The sequence below is a fragment of the Streptomyces sp. HUAS ZL42 genome, assembly GCF_040782645.1.
In the GTDB taxonomy this organism is placed as follows: domain Bacteria; phylum Actinomycetota; class Actinomycetes; order Streptomycetales; family Streptomycetaceae; genus Streptomyces.
In genome coordinates this window covers 7,447,620-7,470,623 of the sequence record NZ_CP160403.1, presented here as the reverse complement: position 1 = coordinate 7,470,623, position 23,004 = coordinate 7,447,620, and the positions used below count along the sequence as shown (strand labels likewise).

Below are 23,004 nucleotides of genomic sequence, written 5' to 3'. Positions count from 1 at the left end.
GGTCTGCTCTCTTCCTACGTCAGAAATTGCTGGCTGCTGTCGGGGGCGGGCCTCAGCCGACCGCGCCTTCCATCTGCAGCTCGATCAGCCGGTTGAGCTCGAGGGCGTACTCCATCGGCAGCTCCTTGGCGATGGGCTCGACGAAGCCGCGCACGATCATCGCCATCGCCTCGAACTCGCTCAGACCGCGGCTCATCAGGTAGAAGAGCTGGTCCTCGGAGACCTTGGAGACGGTGGCCTCGTGGCCCATGGACACGTCGTCCTCACGGACGTCCACGTAGGGGTACGTGTCGGAGCGGGAGATGGTGTCGACGAGCAGCGCGTCGCACAGCACGTTCGACTTGGATCCGGCAGCGCCCTCGCCGATCTCGACGAGACCGCGGTAGGACGTACGACCGCCGCCACGCGCCACGGACTTCGACACGATGTTGGAGGACGTGTTCGGCGCCATGTGGACCATCTTGGAGCCGGCGTCCTGGTGCTGCCCCTCGCCCGCGAAGGCGATGGAGAGGGTCTCGCCCTTGGCGTGCTCGCCCATCAGGTAGACGGCCGGGTACTTCATGGTGACCTTGGAGCCGATGTTGCCGTCGATCCACTCCATGGTCGCGCCCTCGTAGGCCACGGCACGCTTGGTGACCAGGTTGTAGACGTTGTTCGACCAGTTCTGGATCGTGGTGTAGCGGCAGCGGGCGTTCTTCTTGACGATGATCTCGACGACCGCGGAGTGCAGCGAGTCCGACTTGTAGATCGGGGCCGTACAACCCTCGACATAGTGCACGTAGGCACCCTCGTCGACGATGATCAGCGTCCGCTCGAACTGGCCCATGTTCTCCGTGTTGATACGGAAGTAGGCCTGGAGCGGGATCTCCACGTGCACGCCCTTCGGCACGTAGATGAAGGAGCCGCCCGACCACACGGCGGTGTTCAGCGACGCGAACTTGTTGTCACCGACCGGGATGACGGTCCCGAAGTACTCCTTGAAGAGCTCCGGGTGCTCCTTCAGCGCGGTGTCGGTGTCCAGGAAGATGACGCCCTGCTCCTCCAGGTCCTCGCGGATCTGGTGGTAGACGACCTCCGACTCGTACTGTGCGGCGACACCCGCGACGAGGCGCTGCTTCTCCGCCTCCGGGATGCCGAGCTTGTCGTACGTGTTCTTGATGTCCTCGGGCAGGTCCTCCCAGGACTCCGCCTGCTTCTCCGTGGAGCGTACGAAGTACTTGATGTTGTCGAAGTCGATGCCCGACAGGTCCGAGCCCCAGTTCGGCATGGGCTTCTTCTCGAACAGGCGCAGGCCCTTGAGACGGAGCTTGGTCATCCACTCCGGCTCGTTCTTCTTCGCGGAGATGTCGCGGACGACGTCCTCGCTCAGACCGCGCTTGGCAGAGGCACCGGCCTCGTCGGAGTCGGCCCAGCCGTATTCGTACGTGCCCAGACCCTCGAGCTCAGGGTGGGCAGTCTCCGTGGGGAGAGTCATGCGGGGTTCCTCCCGGCCGTGCTTGCAGATGCGTCAGTGGAAATCTTGGGGATGAACGTCGTGCAGACGCCGTCGCCGTGGGCGATGGTGGCCAGCCGCTGTACGTGCGTTCCGAGCAGCTCGGCGAAGATCTCCGTCTCCGCCTCGCACAGCTGGGGGAACTGCTCCGCGACGTGGGCCACCGGGCAGTGGTGCTGGCAGAGCTGCTCGCCGACCGGTGCGCTGCGCGCCGTAGCAGCGTACCCGTCGACACTCAAGGCCTTGGCCAGGGCTTCGGCGCGCTTGTCCGGCGTCACGGCCTCGATCGCCTCGCGGTACGCGCTCGCCTGCGCGGCGATCCGGGCGCGGGCGAAGGCGGCGACCGCCTCCTTGCCGCCCTCCTGCTCGGCGATCCAGCTCAGCGCGTCCGCGGCCAGCTTGTCGTACGACTGGTCGAAGGCGTCCCGGCCGCAGTCCGTCAGGGCGAAGATCCTGGCGGGACGGCCGCGCGTACGCGCGCCGTACACCCGCTGCTCTCGCGCCTCCACGACGTCGTCGGCGGCCAGTGCGTCGAGATGCCGGCGTACGGCGGCCTGCGTGAGGCCCAGCCGTCCGGCGAGCTCGGCGACGGTCGACGGCCCGTGGTCCAGGATGGACCGCGCGACCCGGTTGCGCGTGGAACGCTCCCCGGTCGCGAGCTCCTCCTGCGGGGCCCCCGAGGGGGTCTCCCGAGCCGCTCCGACGTTTTTCACAACGCCATTGTTGCGTAATTCCTCAAACGCAGGCAACCCGCGCATGGGCCGGCCGGCGGTGCCCTGCGTCACTTAGGCATACCTAATCTGACCTGCGAAAATGATCTTTGATCGATCAAACCACCTGGTCGTCGGGCGTCGCGGGCGCGGGCGCGCACACCCACGGACACCGCCCCCGCTCCCCTGAGCCCCCAACTCCCTACCTAGACTCTGGACCCATGCGAAGTGAGCCTGTCGTCCAGGTCCGGGCCCTGGTGAAGCGGTACGGGACAAAAACCGCGGTGGACGGCCTCGACCTGCTGGCCCGCGCGGGCGTCACCGCCGTACTCGGCCCCAACGGCGCCGGCAAGACGACCACGGTCGAGACCTGCGAGGGCTACCGCAAGCCGGACTCCGGCACGGTGCGCGTCCTGGGCCTGGACCCGGTGAGACAGGCTCGCGAGCTGCACCCCCGCATCGGCGTGATGCTGCAGTCCGGCGGCGTCTACTCCAGCGCCCGGGCCGACGAGATGCTCCGCCACGTCGCCAAGCTGCACGCCCACCCCCTGGACGTGGACGCCCTCATCGAGCGGCTCGGCCTCGGCGCCTGCGGCCGCACGACGTACCGCCGCCTCTCCGGCGGCCAGCAGCAGCGGCTCGCGCTCGCGATGGCGGTCGTGGGCCGACCGGAGCTCGTGTTCCTGGACGAGCCGACCGCCGGCCTCGACCCGCAGGCCCGCCGGGCGACCTGGGACCTCATACGGGATCTGCGCGCCGACGGCGTCTCCGTCATCCTGACCACCCACTACATGGACGAGGCCGAGCAGCTCGCCGACGACGTCGCGATCATCGACGCGGGCCGGGTCATCGCCCAGGGCACCCCCGAGGAGCTGTGCCGCGGCGGCGCCGAGAACACCCTGCGGTTCGTCGGACGGCCGGGCCTCGACGTGGGGTCCCTGCTGAAGGCCCTGCCCGCCGACTGCTCGGCCGCGGAGCTGACGCCCGGTTCCTACCGGGTGGCCGGCAAGGTCGACCCGCAACTGCTCGCCACGGTCACCTCGTGGTGCGCACAGCACGGCGTGATGCCGGAGAAGATCTCGGTCGAACGGCACACGCTTGAGGACGTCTTCTTGGAGCTGACCGGCAAGGAGCTGCGCTCGTGACCACGACCACCCCCGGCACGTACGCCCCCAGGCCCGGCGCCGCCCCCCTCCCCCGCATGATCGCGACCCAGGCCGCGCTCGAGACGAAGATGCTGCTGCGCAACGGCGAACAGCTGCTGCTCACGGTCGTGATCCCGACGCTCCTGCTTGTCCTGTTCAGCTCGGTGGACATCGTCGACACGGGCGCGGGCGAGGCCGTCGACTTCCTCACCCCCGGCATCCTCGCCCTCGCCGTCATGTCGACGGCGTTCACGGGCCAGGCGATCGCGACCGGCTTCGAGCGCCGCTACGCCGTGCTGAAGCGCCTGGCCTCGTCGCCGCTCCCGCGCTGGGGGCTGATGACGGCCAAGACGGTGTCGGTCCTGGTGACGGAGATCCTGCAGGTGATCCTGCTGACGGTGATCGCCTTCGCCCTGGGCTGGTCCCCCCACGGCAACCCCTTCGCCGTCCTGCTCCTGCTGGTCCTGGGCACCGCCGCCTTCTCGGGGCTCGGCCTGCTGATGGCGGGCACGCTGAAGGCGGAGGCGACCCTCGCCGCCGCCAACCTGGTCTTCCTGCTGCTCCTCGTCGGCGGCGGTGTCATCGTGCCGCTGGACAAGTTCCCCTCCGGTGCCCAGGACGTGCTCGGGCTGCTCCCCGTCTCGGCGCTGTCGGACGGACTGCGGGACGTGCTGCAGCACGGGGCGGGGATGCCGTGGGGCGACCTGGGGATTCTCGCGGTGTGGGCAGTCGTGGGGCTGGGCGCCGCGGGCCGGTTCTTCAAGTGGGAGTAGTCACGTTGGCGATCCCCTCGTGAAACCGTGCACAAGCGGCGCTCTACGATGGGGCGCGTGCCAAACGTGACCCGCGCCGATGCCGTAGCCGCCGTGCGCAACCCGCTCGCCTTCATCGCCGCACGCTGGACCCCGGATCCCCGGACGGTGCAGCGGGCGGCTCTCGCCGCGCTCGTCATGTCGGTGGTCATCGTGGTCACCGGCGGTGCCGTACGGCTCACGGGCTCCGGACTGGGCTGCCCGACCTGGCCCAAGTGCACCGACGACTCGCTCACCGCCACCGGCGCGATGGGCGTCCACGGCGCCATCGAGTTCGGCAACCGCATGCTGACGTACGTGCTGTGCGCCGCCGTCGGCTGGGCGATCATCGCCGCGCGCTCGGAAAAGCCGTACCGGCGCAGCCTGACCCGGCTGGGCTGGGCGCAGTTCTGGGTCGTGATGGGCAACGCGGTCCTCGGTGGCATCGTGGTGCTCGTCGGCCTGAACCCGTACACGGTCGCCGCCCACTTCCTGCTCTCCTCGGCCCTGATCGCCGTCGCCACGGTCATGTGGCAGCGCACCCGGGAGGGCGACGGGGCGGCCAAGCCACTCGTCGGGAAGGCCGTTCAGCAGCTCGTGTGGTTCCTGGTCGCCGCCTCGGTGCTGCTGATCGCCGTCGGCACGGTGGTCACCGGCTCGGGACCGCACGCGGGCGACTCCAGCGAGGTCGAGCGCATGCCGCTGAACTGGGAGACGGTCAGCAAGCTGCACGCCGTACTGGCCTGGATCGTGGTGACGCTGACCTTCGCCCTGTGGTTCGTCCTCAAGGCGGTCGACGCGCCCAGGGCTCCGCTGGACCGGACGCGGGATCTGTTCGTCGTGCTGCTGGCGCAGGGTGTCATCGGATACGTCCAGTACTTCACGAACCTGCCCGAGGTCCTGGTCGGCCTGCACATGCTCGGCTCGGGTCTGGTGTGGATCGCGGTGCTGCGGGTGCTGCTGGCGCTGCGCGAGCGGCCCGACGTGGCCGCCGATCTGCCGGGGCCCTCGGCCGAGGCGACGCTGACGAGCGCGTGAACCCGCCTCACACCAGTCCGTAGACGCGGCGCGCGTTCCCGGCCGCGACCATCTCCGCCACCCGCTGCGCGTCCTCCAGCGACCACGCCCCGTCGGCGACCCACCCGCCCAGCACTCTGCCGAGCGCCTCGCGGAACAGGCGTGCGCCCACCACGTGCAGCTCGGGCAGCCCCTGTGCCCCGCTGGAGAAGAGGATCTTGCCGAAGGGGGCCAGCTCCAGGATTTCGGCGAGTACGGTCGCGGCCCGGGCGCCGGTCCGTACGAGCGCGGCGCCCGAGTCGGCGTAGACGTGCGGGAAGACGCCGGCCAGGTGGGCGGCGTGGCGGTGGTACGGGTAGCCGTGCAGCAGGACCAGGTCCGTGCCGAGACCGGCGGTCGCCCGGACGAAGTCCGTGAGCAGGACAGGGTCCGTACGGTCGATGCGCTGGCCGGGCTCCCCCAGACCGGCGTGCAGTTGCAGGGGCAGCCCCGAGGCCACCGCGATCCACAGCAGGTGCCGCAGGAGCACCGGGTCGCTCAGCTCTCCGCCCACCCTGCGCCCCGCCAGCCAGCGGCCGGCCGCACCCCGCACCTCCCCCGGTCCGGGCGGCTCGGGCGCGATCGCGAGGCCGTGCCGCACGCCCGCGACGGAGGTGAAGGCCACGGCGTTCGCGGCGGCGCCGTGCACCGACTCGGCGAGGTTGGCGAGGAAGGACTCGACGGTGCCCGAGGTGTCGGCGACCTGCTCGGCGAGGAGTTCCAGGCGCACGATCTCGTGGGCGGCGGCGTCGCCCGCGGAGGCCAGCTCGGTCGGTCCGGTGAGATCGCCGGGCAGGCCCGTGTCGACCAGGTACGTCGTGATGCCGCTGCCGCGCAGCAGTCTGCGGCCCGCTTCGAGTACGCCGAGTTCACGACGCCGGGCGAGATAGCGGGCGGGTGCGCAGTGCGGTTCCAGGCCGAGGAGCGGGGGGCACCAGCGACGTACGGCGAACCCCGTCTGCGTGTCGAAGAGCGTCGTACCGGGGGCGGGCGGGCCCTCGGTGCGGGCCAGCTGGGCCTCGAAGGTGCCGAGGCCCAGCTCTGTACGGAGCACTCCGTGGCAGTACTGGTCCACGAGGGACGGCGTTTCGATCATCCGGGCTCCCCGTGTTGACTTCGTCCTCACGGGGGCTAACGGGTGAACGGGGTTTCAGGTCGCGGCGGAGCCGCATATCGATACAGCCCCCGCCCCTCAGCCACGTTGTTCAGCCGTTGCTCGGTCCGCCGACCTGAATTCCGGCCATCCTCGTCCACTCGTACGGGCCCGTCCTCACCTTCGCCGCGAACTCGCCGTCGAACGACTCGTGGACGGTGATCCCCGACTTCTCCACCGCCTTCTCGGCGATCGCGTACGAGGGGGCCACCAGGTCGCCCCAGCCGCCGTCCTCGCCCACGAGGACGATGCGGGCGCCCCGCTCCCCTATGTACGCGACCTGGCCCTCGGCACCGCCGTGTGCCTTGGAGAAGGCGTCGATCTGCTTGGCGAGGCGGGCCACCTTGCGCTCGGCCTTCGCGTCAACCTGCTGCGTGTCTGCCATGGTCAGGATGCTACCGACGGGTAGATCAAACGGCGACGGGCGGGGTGCGTGGCCTTGACCACGCACCCCGCCCGTCCCTGAGGAGATCAGCGCAGGAAGGGGTCCACCGCGACGGCGACGAACAGCAGCGACACGTAGGTGATGGACCAGTGGAACAGCCGCATCTCCTTCAGCTTCGCGCCCGTCACCTCGGCCTTCGCGCGGTTCTGGAGTGCGTGCGCCTCCCACAGCCACCAGCCGCCGGCCGCCAGGGCGACCACGGTGTAGAACCAGCCGGTGTAGCCGAGCGGGGTCAGCAGCAGGGAGACCGCGACCATCACCCAGCTGTAGAGCACGATCTGCTTGGCGACGACCTTGTTGGAGGCGATGACCGGCAGCATCGGCACGCCCACGCGCGCGTAGTCCTCCCGCACCTTCATGGACAGCGGCCAGTAGTGCGGCGGCGTCCAGAAGAAGATGACCATGAAGAGGACGACCGGGGCCCAGGAGATCGAGTTCGTCACCGCCGACCAGCCGATGAGCACCGGCATACAGCCCGCGATGCCGCCCCACACGATGTTCTGCGACGTACGGCGCTTGAGGATCATCGTGTAGACGACGACGTAGAAGAGGAGCGCTCCGAGCGACAGCCAGGCGGACAGCCAGTTGACGGCGAGACCGAACAGAAGCGTCGAGACGACGGCGAGGGTGATGCCGAAGGCCAGGCACTCACGCGGGCTGACCATGCCGGTGACCAGCGGGCGCTGCGAGGTGCGGTCCATCAGCGCGTCGATGTCACGGTCGATGTACATGTTCAGCGCGTTGGCGCCGCCCGCCGAGAGGTAGCCGCCGATGCAGGTCAGGAGCACAAGGCCGAGGTCGGGTACGCCCTGCTGCGCGAGGAACATCACCGGAACTGTGGTGATCAGCAGCAGCTCGATGATCCGCGGCTTGGTCAGAGCCACGAAAGCCTTGACACGGGCCCCGAACGGCCGGTGGCTCGGGCTCTGGCTCGCACCGAGCACCCCCGCTGGACGGGATTCGACGGCCGTCACGCACACCCCTGACAGAGACATCCCAGCAAGCCTCCCCTGTGATGTCCCGGCAAAGGCTCGCGCGTACCACGCCACTGTAGACGTTGCCCAGACCCGGATATTCGCGGGGGTGGGGTCGTGTTGAGTCACCCCCGCGGAAGAGCTCTCGGGCACTCTGTTGAGCACTCGTACGAGCGGCTCCGTATTCACTTGCCGAATGCGACCTTGACCAGTCGGGAGGCGGATCCCCGCGAGTCCCGGCAGTCTGGAATGACTCGAAAAAATGCACGTTCTTACGGGGGTAGGCTCGACCACGGCCGGTGGGCGCCGCGTGCACCGGCATTTCGACATGTGTGACATGTGGAGAGGAGCCCTGACCCAGGGTGAGCACCAAGCCGACCACCACAGACCTCGAGTGGACCGAGTTGGATCAGCGGGCCGTGGACACTGCCCGTGTCCTGGCCGCCGATGCCGTACAGAGGGTCGGTAACGGCCATCCCGGTACGGCGATGAGCCTGGCGCCTGCCGCGTACACCCTCTTCCAGAAGGTGATGCGGCACGACCCGGCGGACCCGGACTGGGTCGGGCGTGACCGCTTCGTGCTGTCCGCCGGCCACTCGTCCCTGACCCTGTACACGCAGCTCTACCTGGCCGGGTTCGGTCTGGAGCTGGACGATCTGAAGGCGTTTCGGACGTGGGGTTCGAAGACCCCGGGTCACCCGGAGTACGGGCACACCAAGGGTGTGGAGACCACGACCGGTCCGCTCGGCCAGGGGGTCGCCAACGCCGTGGGCATGGCGATGGCCGCCCGCTACGAGCGCGGTCTGTTCGACCCGGACGCGGCGCAGGGCGAGTCCCCCTTCGACCACTTCGTGTACGTCGTCGCCGGTGACGGCTGTCTGCAGGAGGGCATCTCCGCCGAGGCGTCCTCGCTGGCCGGTCACCAGAAGCTCGGCAATCTGGTCCTGCTGTGGGACGACAACCACATCTCGATCGAGGGCGACACCGAGACGGCCGTCTCCGAGGACACCGCTCTGCGCTACGAGGCCTACGGCTGGCATGTGCAGCGAGTCGCTCCGAAGCCGGACGGCGACCTCGACCCGCACGCGATCTACCACGCGATCGAGGCCGCGAAGCAGGTGACGGACAAGCCGTCCTTCATCGCGATGCGTTCGATCATCGCCTGGCCGGCTCCGAACGCGCAGAACACCGAGGCCGCGCACGGCTCGGCGCTGGGCGAGGACGAGGTCGCGGCCACCAAGCGTGTCCTGGGCTTCGATCCCGAGCAGACCTTCGAGGTCACGGACGAGGTCATCGGCCACACCCGCAAGGCGCTGGAGCGCGGTGCCGAGGCGAAGGCGCAGTGGGAGAAGTCCTTCCAGCTGTGGCGGGACAACAACCCCGAGCGCGCCGCCGAGTTCGACCGCATCGCCGCGGGTGAGCTGCCGGCCGGCTGGGAGGAGAAGCTCCCGGTCTTCGAGCCCGGCAAGGGCGTCGCCACGCGTGCCGCGTCCGGCAAGGTGCTGCAGGCGCTCGGCGCCGTCATCCCCGAACTGTGGGGCGGCTCCGCCGACCTCGCCGGCTCGAACAACACCACGATCGACAACACGTCGTCGTTCCTCCCGGCGGACAACCCGCTCGCGGAGGCGGACCCCTACGGCCGCACGATCCACTTCGGCATCCGCGAGCACGCGATGGCCGCGGAGATGAACGGCATCGCGCTGCACGGCAACACCCGTATCTACGGCGGCACGTTCCTCGTCTTCTCCGACTACATGCGCAACGCGGTGCGCCTGTCGGCCCTGATGCACCTGCCGGTGACGTACGTGTGGACGCACGACTCCATCGGCCTGGGCGAGGACGGCCCCACCCACCAGCCCATCGAGCACCTGGCCTCGCTGCGTGCGATCCCGGGCCTGAACGTGGTCCGCCCGGCGGACGCCAACGAGACGGCGATCGCATGGCGCGAGATCCTGGGGCGCTACACCAAGGAGTTCGGCAAGGGGCAGCCGCACGGTCTCGCCCTCACCCGTCAGGGTGTGCCGACGTACGAGCCCAACGAGGACGCGGCAAAGGGCGGTTACGTCCTGTTCGAGGCGGAAGGGCCCGAAGGGCAGAACACGGACGCCCAGGTCATCCTGATCGCCACCGGTTCCGAGGTGCACGTCGCCGTCGAGGCGCGTGAGCAGCTCCAGGCCGACGGGGTGCCGACGCGGGTCGTGTCCATGCCGTCCGTGGAGTGGTTCGAGCAGCAGGACCAGGGGTACCGGGAGAGCGTCCTGCCGCCCGCGGTGAAGGCTCGCGTCGCGGTGGAGGCCGGTATCGGTCTCACCTGGCACAAGTACGTGGGAGACGCCGGTCGCATCGTTTCCCTGGAGCACTTCGGTGCTTCGGCCGACGGCAAGGTCCTCTTCCGCGAATTCGGCTTCACTGCCGAGAACGTGGCCGCCAAGGCCCGGGAATCCATCGCCGCTGCCCAGCGCTGACGCTCATATACAACACGTAGGAGATTAATTCCATGACAGACGCACTCAAGCGCCTCTCCGACGAAGGCGTCGCGATCTGGCTGGACGACCTGTCGCGCAAGCGGATCACGTCCGGCAACCTCGCCGAACTGATCGACCAGCAGCACGTCGTGGGCGTCACCACCAACCCGACGATCTTCCAGAAGGCCATCAGCAGCGGAGACGGCTACGAGCAGCAGCTCGCGGACCTCGCCGCCCGCAAGGTCACCGTGGAAGAGGCGGTCCGCATGATCACCACGGCGGACGTCCGGGACGCCGCCGACATCCTGCGCCCGGTCTTCGACGCCACCGAGGGCCAGGACGGCCGGGTCTCGATCGAGGTCGACCCGCGTCTGGCGCACAACACGCGGGCGACGATCGCCGAGGCCAAGCAGCTGGCCTGGCTGGTCGACCGCCCGAACACGCTGATCAAGATTCCGGCGACCAAGGCCGGTCTCCCGGCGATCACCGAGGTCATCGGCCTCGGCATCAGCGTCAACGTCACGCTGATCTTCTCGCTCGAGCGCTACCGCGAGGTCATGGACGCCTACCTGTCCGGCCTCGAGAAGGCGAAGGAGCGCGGTCTCGACCTGTCGCTGATCCGTTCGGTGGCGTCCTTCTTCGTCTCCCGTGTGGACACCGAGATCGACAAGAGGCTCGACGCCCAGGACACCCCCGCGGCCACCGCCCTGCGGGGCAAGGCGGCCGTCGCCAACGCGCGCCTGGCCTACCAGGCGTACGAGGAGTTCTTCTCCTCGGACCGCTGGAGCGCGCTGGAGAACGCGGGCGCCCACAAGCAGCGTCCGCTGTGGGCCTCCACCGGAGTGAAGGACCCGGCGTACAAGGACACCCTGTACGTCGACGAGCTGGTGGCGCCGAACACGGTGAACACCATGCCGGAGGCCACCCTGCTGGCCACCGAGGAGCACGGCTCGATCACCGGTGACACCGTGCGCGCCACCTACGAGCAGGCCCGCGCCGACCTCGACGCGATCGAGGAGCGCGGGATCTCGTACGACGAGGTGGTCCAGCTCCTGGAAGACGAGGGCGTCGAGAAGTTCGAGGCGTCCTGGAACGACCTCCTGAAGTCGACCGAGGCCGAACTCAAGCGCCTCACCCCCTCGGAGGGCTGACATCTTGGCGCCTTTTGCCGGTTCCGGGGCGAACCCGCTCCGTGACCCCGCCGACCGACGGCTCCCGCGTATCGCGGGGCCGTCGGGCCTGGTCATCTTCGGCGTCACGGGCGATTTGTCACGAAAGAAGCTCATGCCCGCGGTGTACGACCTCGCGAACCGGGGTCTGCTGCCGCCGGGCTTCTCGCTGGTCGGCTTCGCCCGCCGCGAGTGGCAGCACGAGGACTTCGCGCAGGAGGTCCACGACGCCGTCAAGGAGCACGCCCGTACGCCGTTCCGTGAGGAGGTCTGGCAGCAGCTCATCCAGGGGATGCGCTTCGTCCAGGGCACCTTCGACGACGACGAGGCCTTCGAGCGGCTGCGCGGCACCATCGAGGAGCTGGACAAGGCGCAGGGCACGGGCGGCAACTTCGCCTTCTACCTGTCGGTGCCGCCACGCTCCTTCCCGGTGGTCATCCAGCAGCTGAAGAAGCACGGTCTGGCGGACCAGACGAAGGAGTCCTGGCGCCGCGCGGTCATCGAGAAGCCCTTCGGTCACGACCTGGAGTCGGCGAAGGAGCTCAACTCGATCGTCCACGAGGTGTTCGCCCCGGACCAGGTCTTCCGCATCGACCACTACCTGGGCAAGGAGACCGTCCAGAACATTCTGGCGCTGCGCTTCGCCAACACGATGTTCGAGCCGATCTGGAACCGGTCCTTCGTGGACCATGTGCAGATCACCATGGCCGAGGACATCGGCATCGGCGGCCGCGCCGGCTACTACGACGGCATCGGCGCCGCCCGTGACGTCATCCAGAACCACCTGCTCCAGCTGATGGCCCTGACGGCCATGGAGGAGCCGGCCTCCTTCGACGCGGACGCGCTGGCCGCCGAGAAGACCAAGGTGCTCGGCGGCGTGAGGCTGCCGAAGGACCTGGGCCGGGACACCGTGCGGGGGCAGTACGCGGAGGGCTGGCAGGGCGGTGAGAAGGCGGTCGGTTACCTCCAGGAGGAGGGCATCGACGCCAACTCGAAGACCGACACGTACGCCGCGATCAAGCTGGCGATCGACAACCGGCGGTGGGCCGGGGTGCCGTTCTACCTGCGCACCGGCAAGCGGCTCGGCCGCCGCGTCACCGAGATCGCGGTGGTCTTCCAGCGGGCCCCGCACTCTCCCTTCGACCACACGGCGACGGAGGAGCTGGGCAAGAACGCGATCGTCATCCGTGTCCAGCCCGACGAGGGCGTCACCGTCCGCTTCGGTTCCAAGGTGCCGGGCACCTCGATGGAGATCCGGGACGTGTCGATGGACTTCGCCTACGGCGAGTCGTTCACGGAGTCGAGCCCGGAGGCGTACGAGCGCCTGATCCTCGACGTGCTGCTCGGCGACTCGAACCTCTTCCCCCGCACGGAGGAGGTCGAGCTGTCCTGGAAGATCCTCGACCCGATCGAGCAGTACTGGGACAAGCACGGCAAGCCGGCTCAGTACCCGGCCGGCACCTGGGGTCCCGTCGAGGCGGACGAAATGCTCGAGCGAGACGGACGGAGCTGGCGCCGGCCATGAAGATAGACCTCACGGACACCACGGCCAGCAAGATCAACAAAGCCCTGGTGCAGGGCCGGAGGGCGATCGGCACGCCGGCCGTGGGCATGGTGCTCACGCTGGTCATCGTCACGGACGAGGAGAACGCGTACGACGCCCTGAAGGCCGCGAACGACGCCTCGCACGAGCACCCCTCGCGCACCCTCGTCGTCATCAGGCGCGTCTCGCGCACCCCCCGTGACCGCACCCGGTCCCGCCTGGACGCCGAGGTGCGGGTGGGCGCGGACGCGGGCACCGGCGAGACGGTGGTGCTGCGGCTGTACGGCGAGGTGGTCGACCACGCACAGTCGGTCGTGCTGCCGCTGCTGCTGCCGGACGCGCCGGTCGTCGTCTGGTGGCCGGTGAACGCGCCGCTCGACCCGGCGGCCGACCCGCTGGGCGCGCTGGCCCAGCGCCGCGTCACCGACACCTACGCCTCCGAGCAGCCGGTACGGGAGCTCGGCGCCCGCGCCGACACCTACACGCCGGGGGACACGGACCTGTCGTGGACCCGCATCACGCCCTGGCGTTCGATGCTGGCCGCGGCCCTGGACCAGGTCACCTGCGAGGTGAAGGCCGTCGAGGTGGAGGGCGAGGAGTTCAACCCGAGCTGTGAGCTGCTCGCGATGTGGCTCGCGGACCGGCTGGACGTGCCGGTGCGGCGCTCGCTGTCGTCGGGTCCGGGCCTGACGGCGGTCCGTATGGACACCAGCTGCGGGCCGATCGTCCTGGACCGCGCCGACGGTTCGCTGGCCACGCTGTCCATCAAGGGCCAGCCCGACCGTGCGGTGGCGCTCAAGCGCCGTGAGACGGCCGAGCTGATCGCGGAGGAGCTGCGGCGGCTGGACCCGGACGACACGTACGCCTCGGCGCTGCGGTTCGGGGTGGAGCGGCTGAGCGCGTCGCTGCCGGTGCCCGACGCGGTGACGGTCTCCGAGCCTCCGGCGCAGGAGGATGCGCCGGCCAAAGGAGAAGCGGTCCCCACTCCCGGCGAGGCAGCTGCTGAAGCACCCGCGAAGGAAGCGACGGCGCAGGCCCCGGTGAAGAAGGCGGCCGCCAAGTGAGCGCTCCCCAGCTGGTCGTGCACCGCGACAAGGAGCTGATGGCCCAGGCCGCGGCGGCCCGGCTGATCACGAAGATCGTGGACGCGCAGGCCTCCCGGGGCCATGCGTCCGTGGTCCTCACGGGCGGCCGCAACGGCAACGGCCTGCTGGCCGCGCTGGCGGCCGCTCCCGCCCGGGACGCCGTCGACTGGGGCCGGCTGGACCTGTGGTGGGGCGACGAGCGGTTCCTGCCCGAGGGCGATCCCGACCGCAATGTCAGCCAGGCGCGCGAGGCGCTGCTCGACGCGGTGCCGCTGGACCCGAAGCGGGTGCACGCGATGCCCGCGTCGGACGGGCCGTACGGCGCCGACGTGGAAGCGGCGGCTGCCGCCTACGCGGAGGAGCTGGCGCGGGCGGCGGGGCCGGAGAACCATGGCGCGGTGCCCACGTTCGACGTGCTGATGCTGGGCGTCGGGCCGGACACGCACGTGGCCTCGCTCTTCCCGGAGCTGCCGGCGCTGTACGAGACCGAGCGCACGGTGGTCGGTGTGCACGGCGCGCCGAAGCCGCCGCCGACCCGGGTGAGTCTCACGCTGCCGGCGATCCGGGCGGCGCGTGAGGTGTGGCTGCTGGCGGCAGGCGAGGACAAGGCGCAGGCGGTGGCGATCGCGCTGTCGGGGGCGGGTGAGGTCCAGGCGCCTGCGGCGGGGGCGCGTGGCCGGGCCCGCACGCTGTGGCTACTGGACGCGGCGGCGGCATCGCAGCTGCCGCGGTCCCTGTATCCGCCGGCTTCGCCGTGAGTTGGGGGCGGCGGTGGGCTTTTCGCCCCCGCCGCCCCTACCAGTCCCTTCCCCAGGGCCCCGCCCCATCCCCAGGGGCCCCGTCCCTTCGACCCCGCCTCGCCCACCCACCACCCAACGGCGGAGCCCCCTGGCGGCGTGGGGCGAAGGAGCCGAGCTCACTTGACCGACCCCGCCATCACCCCCTGCACAAAGTGCCGCTGGAACGCGAAGAACACGACCACCGGCACGATCAGCGACAGGAACGCCCCCGGCGCGAGCACATCGATGTTGCTGCCGAACTGACGTATCTGCGACTGCAGTTGGACCGTCAGCGGCTGCGACGAGCTGTCGGCGAACAGCAACGCGACCAGCATGTCGTTCCACACCCACAGGAACTGGAAGATGGCGAGGCTGGCGATCGCGGGCCGCCCCACGGGCAGCACGAGCCGCGTGAAGATGCGCCACTCGCTGCCTCCGTCCATCCGCGCCGCCTCCAGCATCTCCTTCGGCATCTCGGCGAAGTAGTTGCGCAGCAGGAACACCGCGAACGGCAGCCCGTAGGCGACGTGGAAGAGCACGACCCCCGGAATCGTGCCGAACAGCCCCAGTTGGCCAAAAAGTTTGGCCACCGGCAGCAGCCCGATCTGCACGGGCACCACCAGCAGCGCCACCACCAGCAGGAACAACGGCTCCCGCAGCGGGAACTCCAGCCAGGCGAAGGCGTATCCGGCGAGCGCCGCGATCACCACGACCAGCGTGGTCGCCGGGACGGAGATCAGCACGGTGTTCCAGAAGGACTGCGTGATACCGGCGTTCTTCAGCAGCGCCGAGTAGTTGTCGAAGGACAACTGGCCGGGACTGGTGAACACCGTCCACCAGCCGCCCGTCACGGCCTCCTCGGCCGACCGCATCGAGGACAGGAACAGCCCCGCCAGCGGGGTCAGCCAGATCAGGCCGACCACCACCAGGAAGGCCTGCACCAGCCCGTTGCCCAGGCCGCGCCTGACCGCGTTCATCGCTGACTCCTTCGGAAACGGCGAACGTTGAAGACCATCGCGGGGACCACGAGGAGCAGGAGCAGCACGCCCAGCGCACTGCCGAGCCCCTGGTTGTTGCCGCCGCCGAAGGACACCAGCCACATCTGCGTCGCGAGCACGGTGGCGTCCTCCTGCACCGGCCCGGGCGCGATGATGTAGACGAGGTCGAAGACCTTCATCACGTTGATCACGAGGGTCACGAAGACGACGGTCAGCACCGGTGCGAGCAGCGGCACCGTGATCCGCCGGAAGATCTGCCACTCGTTCGCCCCGTCCATCCGCGCCGCCTCCAGCGCGTCGCGCGGCAGCGTCGACAGACCCGCGCCGATCAGCACCATCGCGAAGCCCGTCCAGATCCACAGGTACGCCCCGATGATCGCCGGCGTGACGAGTGCCGGACCGAGCCAGGAGATTCCGTCGTACGGCGGTGCGAAGTTGGACGCCGGCAGCTGCACCGCGTACGTACCGGAGTCCAGCCCGGAGAAGCGGAAGGAGCCGTCGGACACGGTCGTCGTGCTCGCGACGGTCCGCCCGTCACGCACCGCCTCCACCGTCATCTCCGGCAGCCCGCTCTCCCGTCGGTCGACCTTGCCCTGTTGCCCTCCCCCACCGGGGGTGAAGTCCAGGTAGACGACCCCGCGCAGTTCGTCGGGCGCCGGCCTCTGCCCGGCCGCCTCGTACGCGGGCCGGGCGCCCGCGGGCAGGTCCTCGGGCTGCACGCCGACCATGCCCAGCGTCACGGAATCACCCGGCGACACGGACGCGTCCGTCCGGTACGAACCGTCCGCGCCCTCGGTCAGCCCCTGCCCGTCCCTGGCCCGCGCCGTCGGATACGACGAGGAGCCCGCGAAGGCGTCGTGCACCGAGACCACGGCGGCGTTCAGGACGCCCTTGTCCGGGTCCTCGTCGTACGCGAGCCGGAAGATGATCCCGGCGGCGAGGAAGGACACCGCCATCGGCATGAACAGCAGCAGTTTGAACGCGGTGGCCCAGCGGACCTTCTCCACGAGGACGGCCAGGATCAGGCCGAGACCGGTGAGCAGCGCCGGGGCCACGACCACCCAGATCGTGGTGTTGCGGATGGCCTTGAGTGTCGCCGGGTCGCGGAACATCTCGGTGTAGTTGTCACCGCCGACGAAGCGGGTGCCGGTGGCGTCGAAGAAGCTGCGGCCGACGGAGAACAGCACCGGGTAGACGACCAGGGCGCCGAGCAGCAGCAGTGCGGGGAGGACGAACAGCAGGGCGACGATCCGTCCCCGCCGCCGCAGGCGCCGCGCACGGGTGGCGAGCGCGGAGGGCGGCGGCGGGGGGCTCGCGTCTTGCTTCGTCACGAGCGTGGTGGCGGTCATGAGCGGTCAGTTCCCGTACGCCTTGGCCGCGGCGTCCTCCAGCTTGGCCGCCGTCCCCTTCGGGTCGGACGGGTCGCGCAGGAAGTCCTGCAGCAGCTTCCACTCGCCGGCGCCCTTGGTGCCGCCGAAGGCCGCCGGGGCCTGGTCGGACATGTCGAAGCGGACCGAATCGCCCGCCGACACGAGGGACTTGGCGGTCGCGCGGCCGACGTCGTCGCCGTACTCGGCCAGGTCGAGCTTCTTGTTCGGGGACAGGAAGCCGCCCGCCTTCGCCCAGACGGCCGCGGCCTCGGGGGTCGCCAGGTACTCCAGGAGCTTCATGCCCGCCTTGGCGTTCTTGGCGTCCTTGAGGACGACGGCCGCGTCGCCGCCGCTGACCACGGGGGCGGTGCCGCCGCCGACGGCCGGGAACGGGAAGAAGTTCGCGTCCTTGCCGATCGTCCTGCCGAACTGGTCCTTGGCGACTCCGGCGACGAAGTCGCCCTCGTAGACCATCCCGGCCTCGGGCTTGGGCCCGAACACCTTCTCCACCGAACCCGGGAAGTCGGTGTTGAGGGCCTCCTTCTGGCCGCCCGCTATCAGCTGCTTGTCCTTGAAGAGCTTGCCGAGCGTGGTGAGCGCCTCGACGACGGACGGGTCGGTCCACTTCAGCTGGTGGGCGGCGAGGGCGTCGTACTTCTCGGGGCCGGCCTGGGAGAGGTAGATGTTCTCGAACCAGTCGGTGAGGGTCCAGCCGTCCTGGCCCGCGATCGAGAAGGCGGCAAGACCGGAGTCGGAGACGGTGTGTCCCGCCTTGAGCATGTCGTCGTACGTCGTCGGCGGCTTCACGCCGGCCTGGGTGAGGGCGTCGGGGCTGTACCAGACCGTGGACTTGTGGGCGGCCTTGAAGTACAGGCCGTACAGGGTGCCGTCGACGCTGCCGTACTTCTTCCACACGCTCGCGTAGTTGGCGTCGACGGCCTGCTGGGTGGTCTCGGACAGCGGCTGGAGCCAGCCCTTCTGCGCGAACTGCTGGAGCACGCCGACCTGCGGGACCATCACGACGTCGGGGGCGTTGCCGCCCTCGATCTTGCTGCCGACGACGGTGGAGACGTTGTCCCCGGTGGACACGAACTGCGTCTTGGCGCCGGTCTTCTCACTGAAGGCGTCCAGCACCTTCTGGAAGTTCTTCTGCTCGCTGCCGGACCAGACGCCGGCCACGGTGACGGTCTGGCCGCCGAGTGCCTTGTCTCCGCCGCCGGCGGAGACCGGGCTTCCGCCGCCGCAGGCGGTCGCGCCGAGCGCGAGGGCGAGGGAGGTGCAGCTCGTGAGCAGGGTGGTACGTCGTCGCATCATCGTTGATGTCCCTTCGGAGGGTTGGGAGGTGACGGGGGGGTCAGAGCGTCGAGCCGTCGCTCATCCACCAGGCGGCCGTGGAGCCGGGGAGCACCCCGGCATGGCAGGGGCCGCTGGACAGCAGGGGGGTGCCGGAGACCGGCGCGGGTGTGGGCGCCGTACCGAAATTGACGGCGCAGACGAGGCCGTCGCCGCGCTCGAAGGCGAGGACGCCGGGTGCGGCGTCCAGCCAGCGCAGTGTGCCCTCACCCAACTGGGGCAGTTGGGCGCGCAGTTGGAGGCCGTCGCGGTACAGGTGCCAGAAGGAGCGCGTGTCGGCGAGAGCGCGGTCGGTGGCGTACTCGGCGAAGTAGTCGGGCTGCGGCAGCCAGGGCTTGGCGCCCTCGACGCCGGAGGTGAAGCCGAACGGGGAGGCCTGTCCGGACCACGGCAGCGGGACGCGGCAGCCGTCGCGGATGCGGGCACGGCTGCCCGTGCGGCGGAAGATCGGGTCGGTGAGCACGTCGTCGGGGAGGTCGACGACCTCGGGCAGGCCCAGCTCCTCGCCCTGGTAGATGTACGCCGCTCCGGGCAGCGCGAGCATCAGCAGCGCGGCGGCGCGGGCGCGGGCGGCGCCGAGGCCGCTGCCCTCGGTGGCGGGTTCGCCGTAGCGGGTGACGGTGCGGACCTGGTCGTGGTTGTTGAGGACCCAGGTGACCGTCGAGCCGGTGCCGGCTATGTCCTGCATGGCCTCGGAGATGACCTTGCGGAAGGCGTCGGCGTTCCAGGGCGCGCCGAGCAGGTCGAAGAAGAAGGCCTGGTGGAGCTCGTCGGAGCGGACGTACTGGGCGTGTTCGCGGGCGGTGGGGACGGACACCTCGCCGACCAGCAGACGGTCGTGGCCGTCGCGTTCCGTGTACGCGTCGCACACCGACCGCCAGTGCCGCCACACGTCGTGCACCTCGGGCTGGTTCCAGGCCAGCGGGTTGACCGAGTCGCGGGTGCGGGCGTCGGCCTCCGGGTCCGGGGAGTCGGGCAGGTCGGGGTGCTTGAAGAGGCCGGCGGCGACGTCGATGCGGAAGCCGTCGACGCCCCGGTCGAGCCAGAAGCGCAGGATGCGGTCGAACTCGGCGCCGACCTCGGGGTTGCGCCAGTTCCAGTCGGGCTGTTCCGGCGTGAACATGTGCAGGTACCACTGGCCGGGCCGCCCGTCCGCCTCGGTGACGCGGGTCCAGGCCGGGCCGCCGAACATGGCGTGCCAGTTGTTGGGCGGCTCGGCGCCGTCGGGGCCGCGGCCGTCGGCGAAGTGGAAGCGGGCACGGGCCGCGCTGCCGGGCGCAGAGGCGAGGGCCTCGCGGAACCACGGGTGCTCGCTGGAGCAGTGGTTGGGGACGATGTCGAGCAGCACCTTGATGCCGAGCCGCCGGGCGGCAGCCATCAGCAGGTCGAACTCGGCGAGGTCGCCGAAGAGCGGGTCCACGTCGCAGTAGTCGGCCACGTCGTAGCCGTGGTCGTGCTGCGGCGAGGGGTAGCAGGGGCTCAGCCAGATCCCGTCGACACCGAGCTTCTTCAGGTACGGCAGCCCGGCCCGGACCCCGGCGAGATCGCCGATGCCGTCGCCGGTGCTGTCCAGGAAGCTGCGGACGTACACCTGGTAGATCACTGCGTCGCGCCACCAGCGGCGCGCCGTGAGGGTCTTGTCGATCACCCCGTGGCCTGTCTGTGCGAGCTGACGGTTATGCATGCATGTTAAGTAGGGGTGTCGCGAAGGTGTCAACGAGCAAGCAGAAACTACCGGAGAGTTGGCCCTTTATATCCGTACTTATCGGGGCAGAGAGAGCGGAAGAGAGACCGTCGCGTTACCTAACAAGTAACTATCGACCGGGAATGGATGCCAGCTCCTGCGCCAGCCGTCGCACCGCGGCCTCGGGCGTCATGTGCCCGGTCATCGCGTCGTGCACGACCGCCTGCACCACCAGGCTGACCTGGTCGTAGCGCGGGCTCTTGGGGCGCGGGGCGGCGTGGAGCACACTCGTGCGCAGAGTCGGCAGGTACGGGAACTGCCGCACCAGCTCGGGATCTTCGTACAGCGCGGCACGTACGGGCGGCAGCGCACCGCGCGTGAGGACCTGGCGCTGGACGGGCTCGCTGGTCAGGTACGCGATCAGGCGCGCGGCCGAGTCGGGATGCCGCGCGTGCGTGTTGACGGCCAGGTTCGAGCCCCCGAGGACGCTCCTGCCCGGACCGTCCGGACCCGGCAGCGGTACGGCGCCGATCTTCCCGGCCACCGGCGAGCCCTCGGCCGACGCGACGACGTACGCGTACGGCCAGTTGCGGAGGAAGAGCAGCCTGCCGTCCTGGAAGGCCTGCTTGGACTCCTCCTCCTTGTACGTCAGCGCCTGCTCGGGTATCCAGCCCTCGCGCACCCCGCGCGCCAGGAACCCGATCCCCTCCCGTGCCGCCGCCGAGTTCACCGTGACGCGCGCACCCTCGTCGCCGAGGATCGTGCCGCCCGCCGAGTAGACGGCCTCGGCCGCGTTGACGGTGAGGCCCTCGTACGGCAGGAACTGGCCGGCGTAGCCGTCGAGACCGTACTTCGGCGCGACGGTCTTCGCGTCGTGCTCCAGTTCGGTCCAGGTGCGCGGCGGCGGGACGCCCTCCTTGGCGAGGACGTCCTTGCGGTAGAGAAGGAGGCCGGCGTTGGTGACGTACGGGACGGCGTACAGATGTCCCTCGTAGGTCGCCGTCTTCACGACCGGCTTCAGGAAGGTCCCGAGCGGGAAGCGGTCGCGGGGCAGAGGGCGTATCCACCCGGCGGCGGCGAACTCGGAGGTCCAGTTGACGTCGATGTTGAGGACGTCGAAGCGGCTGCGGTCGCCGCCGCGCAGATCGGTGGTCATCTGCGCGTGCGTCTCGTCGGCGGAGTCCGGGAGCTCGACGAGGGTGACCTTCTCGCCGGGATGGGTACGGTTCCAGCCCTCCAGGACGGAACCCAGATAGCCGGTGAGGTCGCCGGCGGTGGCCAGGGTCAGCGGGCCCCGGCCGCCTCCGGTTCCCTGGTCGGCACGGGCGCCCGAGGTGACGTAACCCGCCATGACCACGACGAGAACGAGGAGGCCCCTACCCGCGGCATGGATCCACCGCATAGGTTCCTCCCTGTACACCGGCGCCGGGCGTCTTCGCCCGAGTCCAGAGGCCATGTATACCTGTTAGGTATGCGCGATACTAGGGCCTGGAGCACATTACGAGGACAGGAGGACTGCACACGTGCGCCTGCCCCTCCTGGCCCTCCTCGCGCGCGGCCCGGCCCACGGCTACGAGCTCAAGCAGGGCCTTGAGCAACTGCTGGGCTCCGCGTACCCTCAGCCGAATGTCGGCCAGATCTACGTCACCCTCGGCCGCCTCGAGAAGCAGGGACTGATCGAGGGCGAGGACGTCGAACAGTCCAGCCGGCCCAACAAGAAGGTCTACCACCTCACCGACACCGGGCTGCAGGCGCTGCGCGCCTGGTTCGAACAGCCCGAGGGCGAGCCGCGGGTGCGGGACGAGTTCTTCATGAAGCTGGCGCTCGCCCCACAGACCGGTCTCGCCGACCAGATCGCCCTCATCAACAAGCAGCGGCGCCAGTACCTCACCACCATGCGCGATCTGTCGAAGCTGGCCGCCGCCGAAGACCGTGACAACCGCGTCGCACATCTGCTGATAGAGGGCGCGATGCTGCACCTGCAGGCCGACCTCGACTGGCTGGAGCGGTGCCAGGAAGAGCTGGAGGAGCTGGAGTGAGCGACAGTCCCGCTCCGGTGCTGCGCGCCGAGGGCCTGGTCAAGACCCACTACGGCGAGGGCGCCCCGGCGCACGCCGTGCGCGGCGTCGATCTGCGCGTACGGCAGGGCGAGTTCGTGGCCGTCACCGGTCCGTCCGGCGCCGGCAAGTCCACGCTGCTGCACCTGCTCGGCGGACTGCAGCGGCCGGACGGCGGCAGCCTCCGGCTGGACGGTGAGCGTACGGACACCTGGAGCGAGGCCCGCTGGGCGGTGGAACGCAGAAAGCGGATCGGGATCGTCTTCCAGTTCTTCAACCTGGTGTCCAATCTGTCGGTCGCCGACAACGTGGAGCTGCCCGCCCTGCTCGCCGGGGTTTCGCCGAAGCAGGCGCGCGCCGAGCGGGAGGAGCTGCTGGCCGAATTGGGTCTCGCGGGCAAGGAGCGGAGCATGCCGGGCGAGCTGTCCGGCGGTGAGCAGCAGCGGGTCGCGCTGGCCCGGGCCCTGGTCAACCATCCGCCGCTGCTGCTGGCCGACGAACCCGCGGGCAGCCTGGACAGCAAGGGCACCCGCGAGGTGATGCGGCTGCTCTCCCGCTTCCACCAGCGCGGGCAGAGCATCGTACTTGTCACCCATGACGCCCGGCTGGCGAGCACCGCGGACCGCGTGATCAGCTTCTTCGACGGCCGGATCGTGGACGACGCGGAGCTGGACGGGACGCCGGCGCGGCGCGGGACCGGGATATCCGGCGTCCTGGAGCTGAGGGACTGAACCA

The 23,004-nt window shown here is 69.8% G+C and carries 20 protein-coding genes; 10 read left to right on the top strand and 10 right to left on the bottom strand.

The window, feature by feature from the left end; all coding sequences use genetic code 11:
- Nucleotides 1-52: 52 nt before the first annotated feature.
- Together sufB and ABZO29_RS33960 are read right to left on the bottom strand one after the other, a co-directional pair.
- The gene (gene sufB, locus ABZO29_RS33965) at nt 53-1,474 is read right to left on the bottom strand and encodes a Fe-S cluster assembly protein SufB (RefSeq protein WP_367324010.1); all 1,422 of its coding nucleotides are present in this window, start codon (nt 1,472-1,474) and stop codon (nt 53-55) included.
- A complete protein-coding gene (locus ABZO29_RS33960) occupies nt 1,471-2,205 on the bottom strand; it encodes a helix-turn-helix transcriptional regulator (RefSeq protein ID WP_367324009.1) in 735 nt (244 codons plus the stop codon). Before ABZO29_RS33960 ends, sufB begins: the two co-directional genes overlap by 4 nt.
- Before the next feature lie 218 nt (nt 2,206-2,423).
- On the opposite strand from ABZO29_RS33960, the gene ABZO29_RS33955 reads away from it, so the two are divergent.
- Genes ABZO29_RS33955 through ABZO29_RS33945 form a run of 3 tightly spaced genes read left to right on the top strand, consistent with a single transcriptional unit; the run spans nt 2,424 to nt 5,176 of the window.
- Entirely contained in the window at nt 2,424-3,347 is a 924-nt protein-coding gene (locus tag ABZO29_RS33955) for an ABC transporter ATP-binding protein (protein ID WP_367324008.1), read from the top strand.
- Complete coding sequence (locus ABZO29_RS33950; protein ID WP_367324007.1) at nt 3,344-4,120, top strand: ABC transporter permease; 777 nt, start codon at nt 3,344-3,346, stop codon at nt 4,118-4,120. The genes ABZO29_RS33955 and ABZO29_RS33950 overlap by 4 nt, the downstream gene beginning before the upstream one ends.
- Before the next feature lie 48 nt (nt 4,121-4,168).
- Nucleotides 4,169-5,176, top strand: coding sequence for a heme A synthase (locus tag ABZO29_RS33945; protein WP_367324006.1), 1,008 nt, complete (start codon nt 4,169-4,171; stop codon nt 5,174-5,176).
- Nucleotides 5,177-5,183: 7 nt separating this feature from the next.
- Here ABZO29_RS33945 and ABZO29_RS33940 read toward each other — a convergent pair whose 3' ends face one another.
- From ABZO29_RS33940 to ABZO29_RS33930, 3 genes are all read right to left on the bottom strand, one after another.
- Complete coding sequence (locus tag ABZO29_RS33940; RefSeq protein WP_367324005.1) at nt 5,184-6,290, bottom strand: amidohydrolase family protein; 1,107 nt, start codon at nt 6,288-6,290, stop codon at nt 5,184-5,186.
- A 109-nt stretch (nt 6,291-6,399) separates the two neighbouring features.
- Nucleotides 6,400-6,732: a hypothetical protein gene (locus ABZO29_RS33935; protein WP_367324004.1), complete on the bottom strand. Its 333-nt coding sequence runs from the start codon at nt 6,730-6,732 to the stop codon at nt 6,400-6,402.
- Nucleotides 6,733-6,818: 86 nt separating this feature from the next.
- Complete coding sequence (locus tag ABZO29_RS33930; RefSeq protein WP_367324003.1) at nt 6,819-7,787, bottom strand: heme o synthase; 969 nt, start codon at nt 7,785-7,787, stop codon at nt 6,819-6,821.
- 341 nt (nt 7,788-8,128) lie between these two features.
- Between ABZO29_RS33930 and tkt the strand changes: the two genes are divergently transcribed.
- From tkt to pgl, 5 genes are read left to right on the top strand one after another with little or no spacing between them, the layout of a single operon-like run.
- Nucleotides 8,129-10,231 carry a transketolase gene (gene tkt, locus ABZO29_RS33925; RefSeq protein WP_367324002.1) on the top strand — a complete coding sequence of 701 codons (2,103 nt, stop codon included), beginning with the start codon at nt 8,129-8,131 and terminating at the stop codon, nt 10,229-10,231.
- A 32-nt stretch (nt 10,232-10,263) separates the two neighbouring features.
- Nucleotides 10,264-11,382 carry a transaldolase gene (gene tal / locus ABZO29_RS33920; RefSeq protein WP_367324001.1) on the top strand — a complete coding sequence of 373 codons (1,119 nt, stop codon included), beginning with the start codon at nt 10,264-10,266 and terminating at the stop codon, nt 11,380-11,382.
- A 4-nt stretch (nt 11,383-11,386) separates the two neighbouring features.
- Nucleotides 11,387-12,925, top strand: coding sequence for a glucose-6-phosphate dehydrogenase (gene zwf / locus ABZO29_RS33915; RefSeq protein WP_367324000.1), 1,539 nt, complete (start codon nt 11,387-11,389; stop codon nt 12,923-12,925).
- Nucleotides 12,922-14,007 (top strand): glucose-6-phosphate dehydrogenase assembly protein OpcA, encoded by a 1,086-nt coding sequence (gene opcA / locus ABZO29_RS33910; protein WP_367323999.1) that lies wholly within the window; start codon nt 12,922-12,924, stop codon nt 14,005-14,007. Before zwf ends, opcA begins: the two co-directional genes overlap by 4 nt.
- Complete coding sequence (gene pgl / locus ABZO29_RS33905) at nt 14,004-14,786, top strand: 6-phosphogluconolactonase (RefSeq protein WP_367323998.1); 783 nt, start codon at nt 14,004-14,006, stop codon at nt 14,784-14,786. The genes opcA and pgl overlap by 4 nt, the downstream gene beginning before the upstream one ends.
- Before the next feature lie 158 nt (nt 14,787-14,944).
- Here pgl and ABZO29_RS33900 read toward each other — a convergent pair whose 3' ends face one another.
- The 5 genes from ABZO29_RS33900 to ABZO29_RS33880 form a co-directional block, all read right to left on the bottom strand.
- On the bottom strand, nt 14,945-15,784 hold the full coding sequence (locus ABZO29_RS33900; RefSeq protein ID WP_367323997.1) for a carbohydrate ABC transporter permease: 840 nt from the start codon (nt 15,782-15,784) through the stop codon (nt 14,945-14,947).
- The gene (locus tag ABZO29_RS33895) at nt 15,781-17,154 is read right to left on the bottom strand and encodes an ABC transporter permease subunit (RefSeq protein ID WP_367323996.1); all 1,374 of its coding nucleotides are present in this window, start codon (nt 17,152-17,154) and stop codon (nt 15,781-15,783) included. The genes ABZO29_RS33900 and ABZO29_RS33895 overlap by 4 nt, the downstream gene beginning before the upstream one ends.
- Before the next feature lie 6 nt (nt 17,155-17,160).
- Entirely contained in the window at nt 17,161-18,489 is a 1,329-nt protein-coding gene (locus tag ABZO29_RS33890) for an ABC transporter substrate-binding protein (RefSeq protein WP_367323995.1), read from the bottom strand.
- A 40-nt stretch (nt 18,490-18,529) separates the two neighbouring features.
- The gene (locus tag ABZO29_RS33885; protein ID WP_367323994.1) at nt 18,530-20,212 is read right to left on the bottom strand and encodes a glycoside hydrolase family 13 protein; all 1,683 of its coding nucleotides are present in this window, start codon (nt 20,210-20,212) and stop codon (nt 18,530-18,532) included.
- Between the two features lie 130 nt (nt 20,213-20,342).
- The gene (locus ABZO29_RS33880) at nt 20,343-21,614 is read right to left on the bottom strand and encodes an ABC transporter substrate-binding protein (RefSeq protein WP_367323993.1); all 1,272 of its coding nucleotides are present in this window, start codon (nt 21,612-21,614) and stop codon (nt 20,343-20,345) included.
- A 121-nt stretch (nt 21,615-21,735) separates the two neighbouring features.
- Between ABZO29_RS33880 and ABZO29_RS33875 the strand changes: the two genes are divergently transcribed.
- Complete coding sequence (locus ABZO29_RS33875) at nt 21,736-22,251, top strand: PadR family transcriptional regulator (protein ID WP_367323992.1); 516 nt, start codon at nt 21,736-21,738, stop codon at nt 22,249-22,251.
- Complete coding sequence (locus tag ABZO29_RS33870) at nt 22,248-23,000, top strand: ABC transporter ATP-binding protein (RefSeq protein ID WP_367323991.1); 753 nt, start codon at nt 22,248-22,250, stop codon at nt 22,998-23,000. The genes ABZO29_RS33875 and ABZO29_RS33870 overlap by 4 nt, the downstream gene beginning before the upstream one ends.
- Nucleotides 23,001-23,004 lie beyond the last annotated feature (4 nt).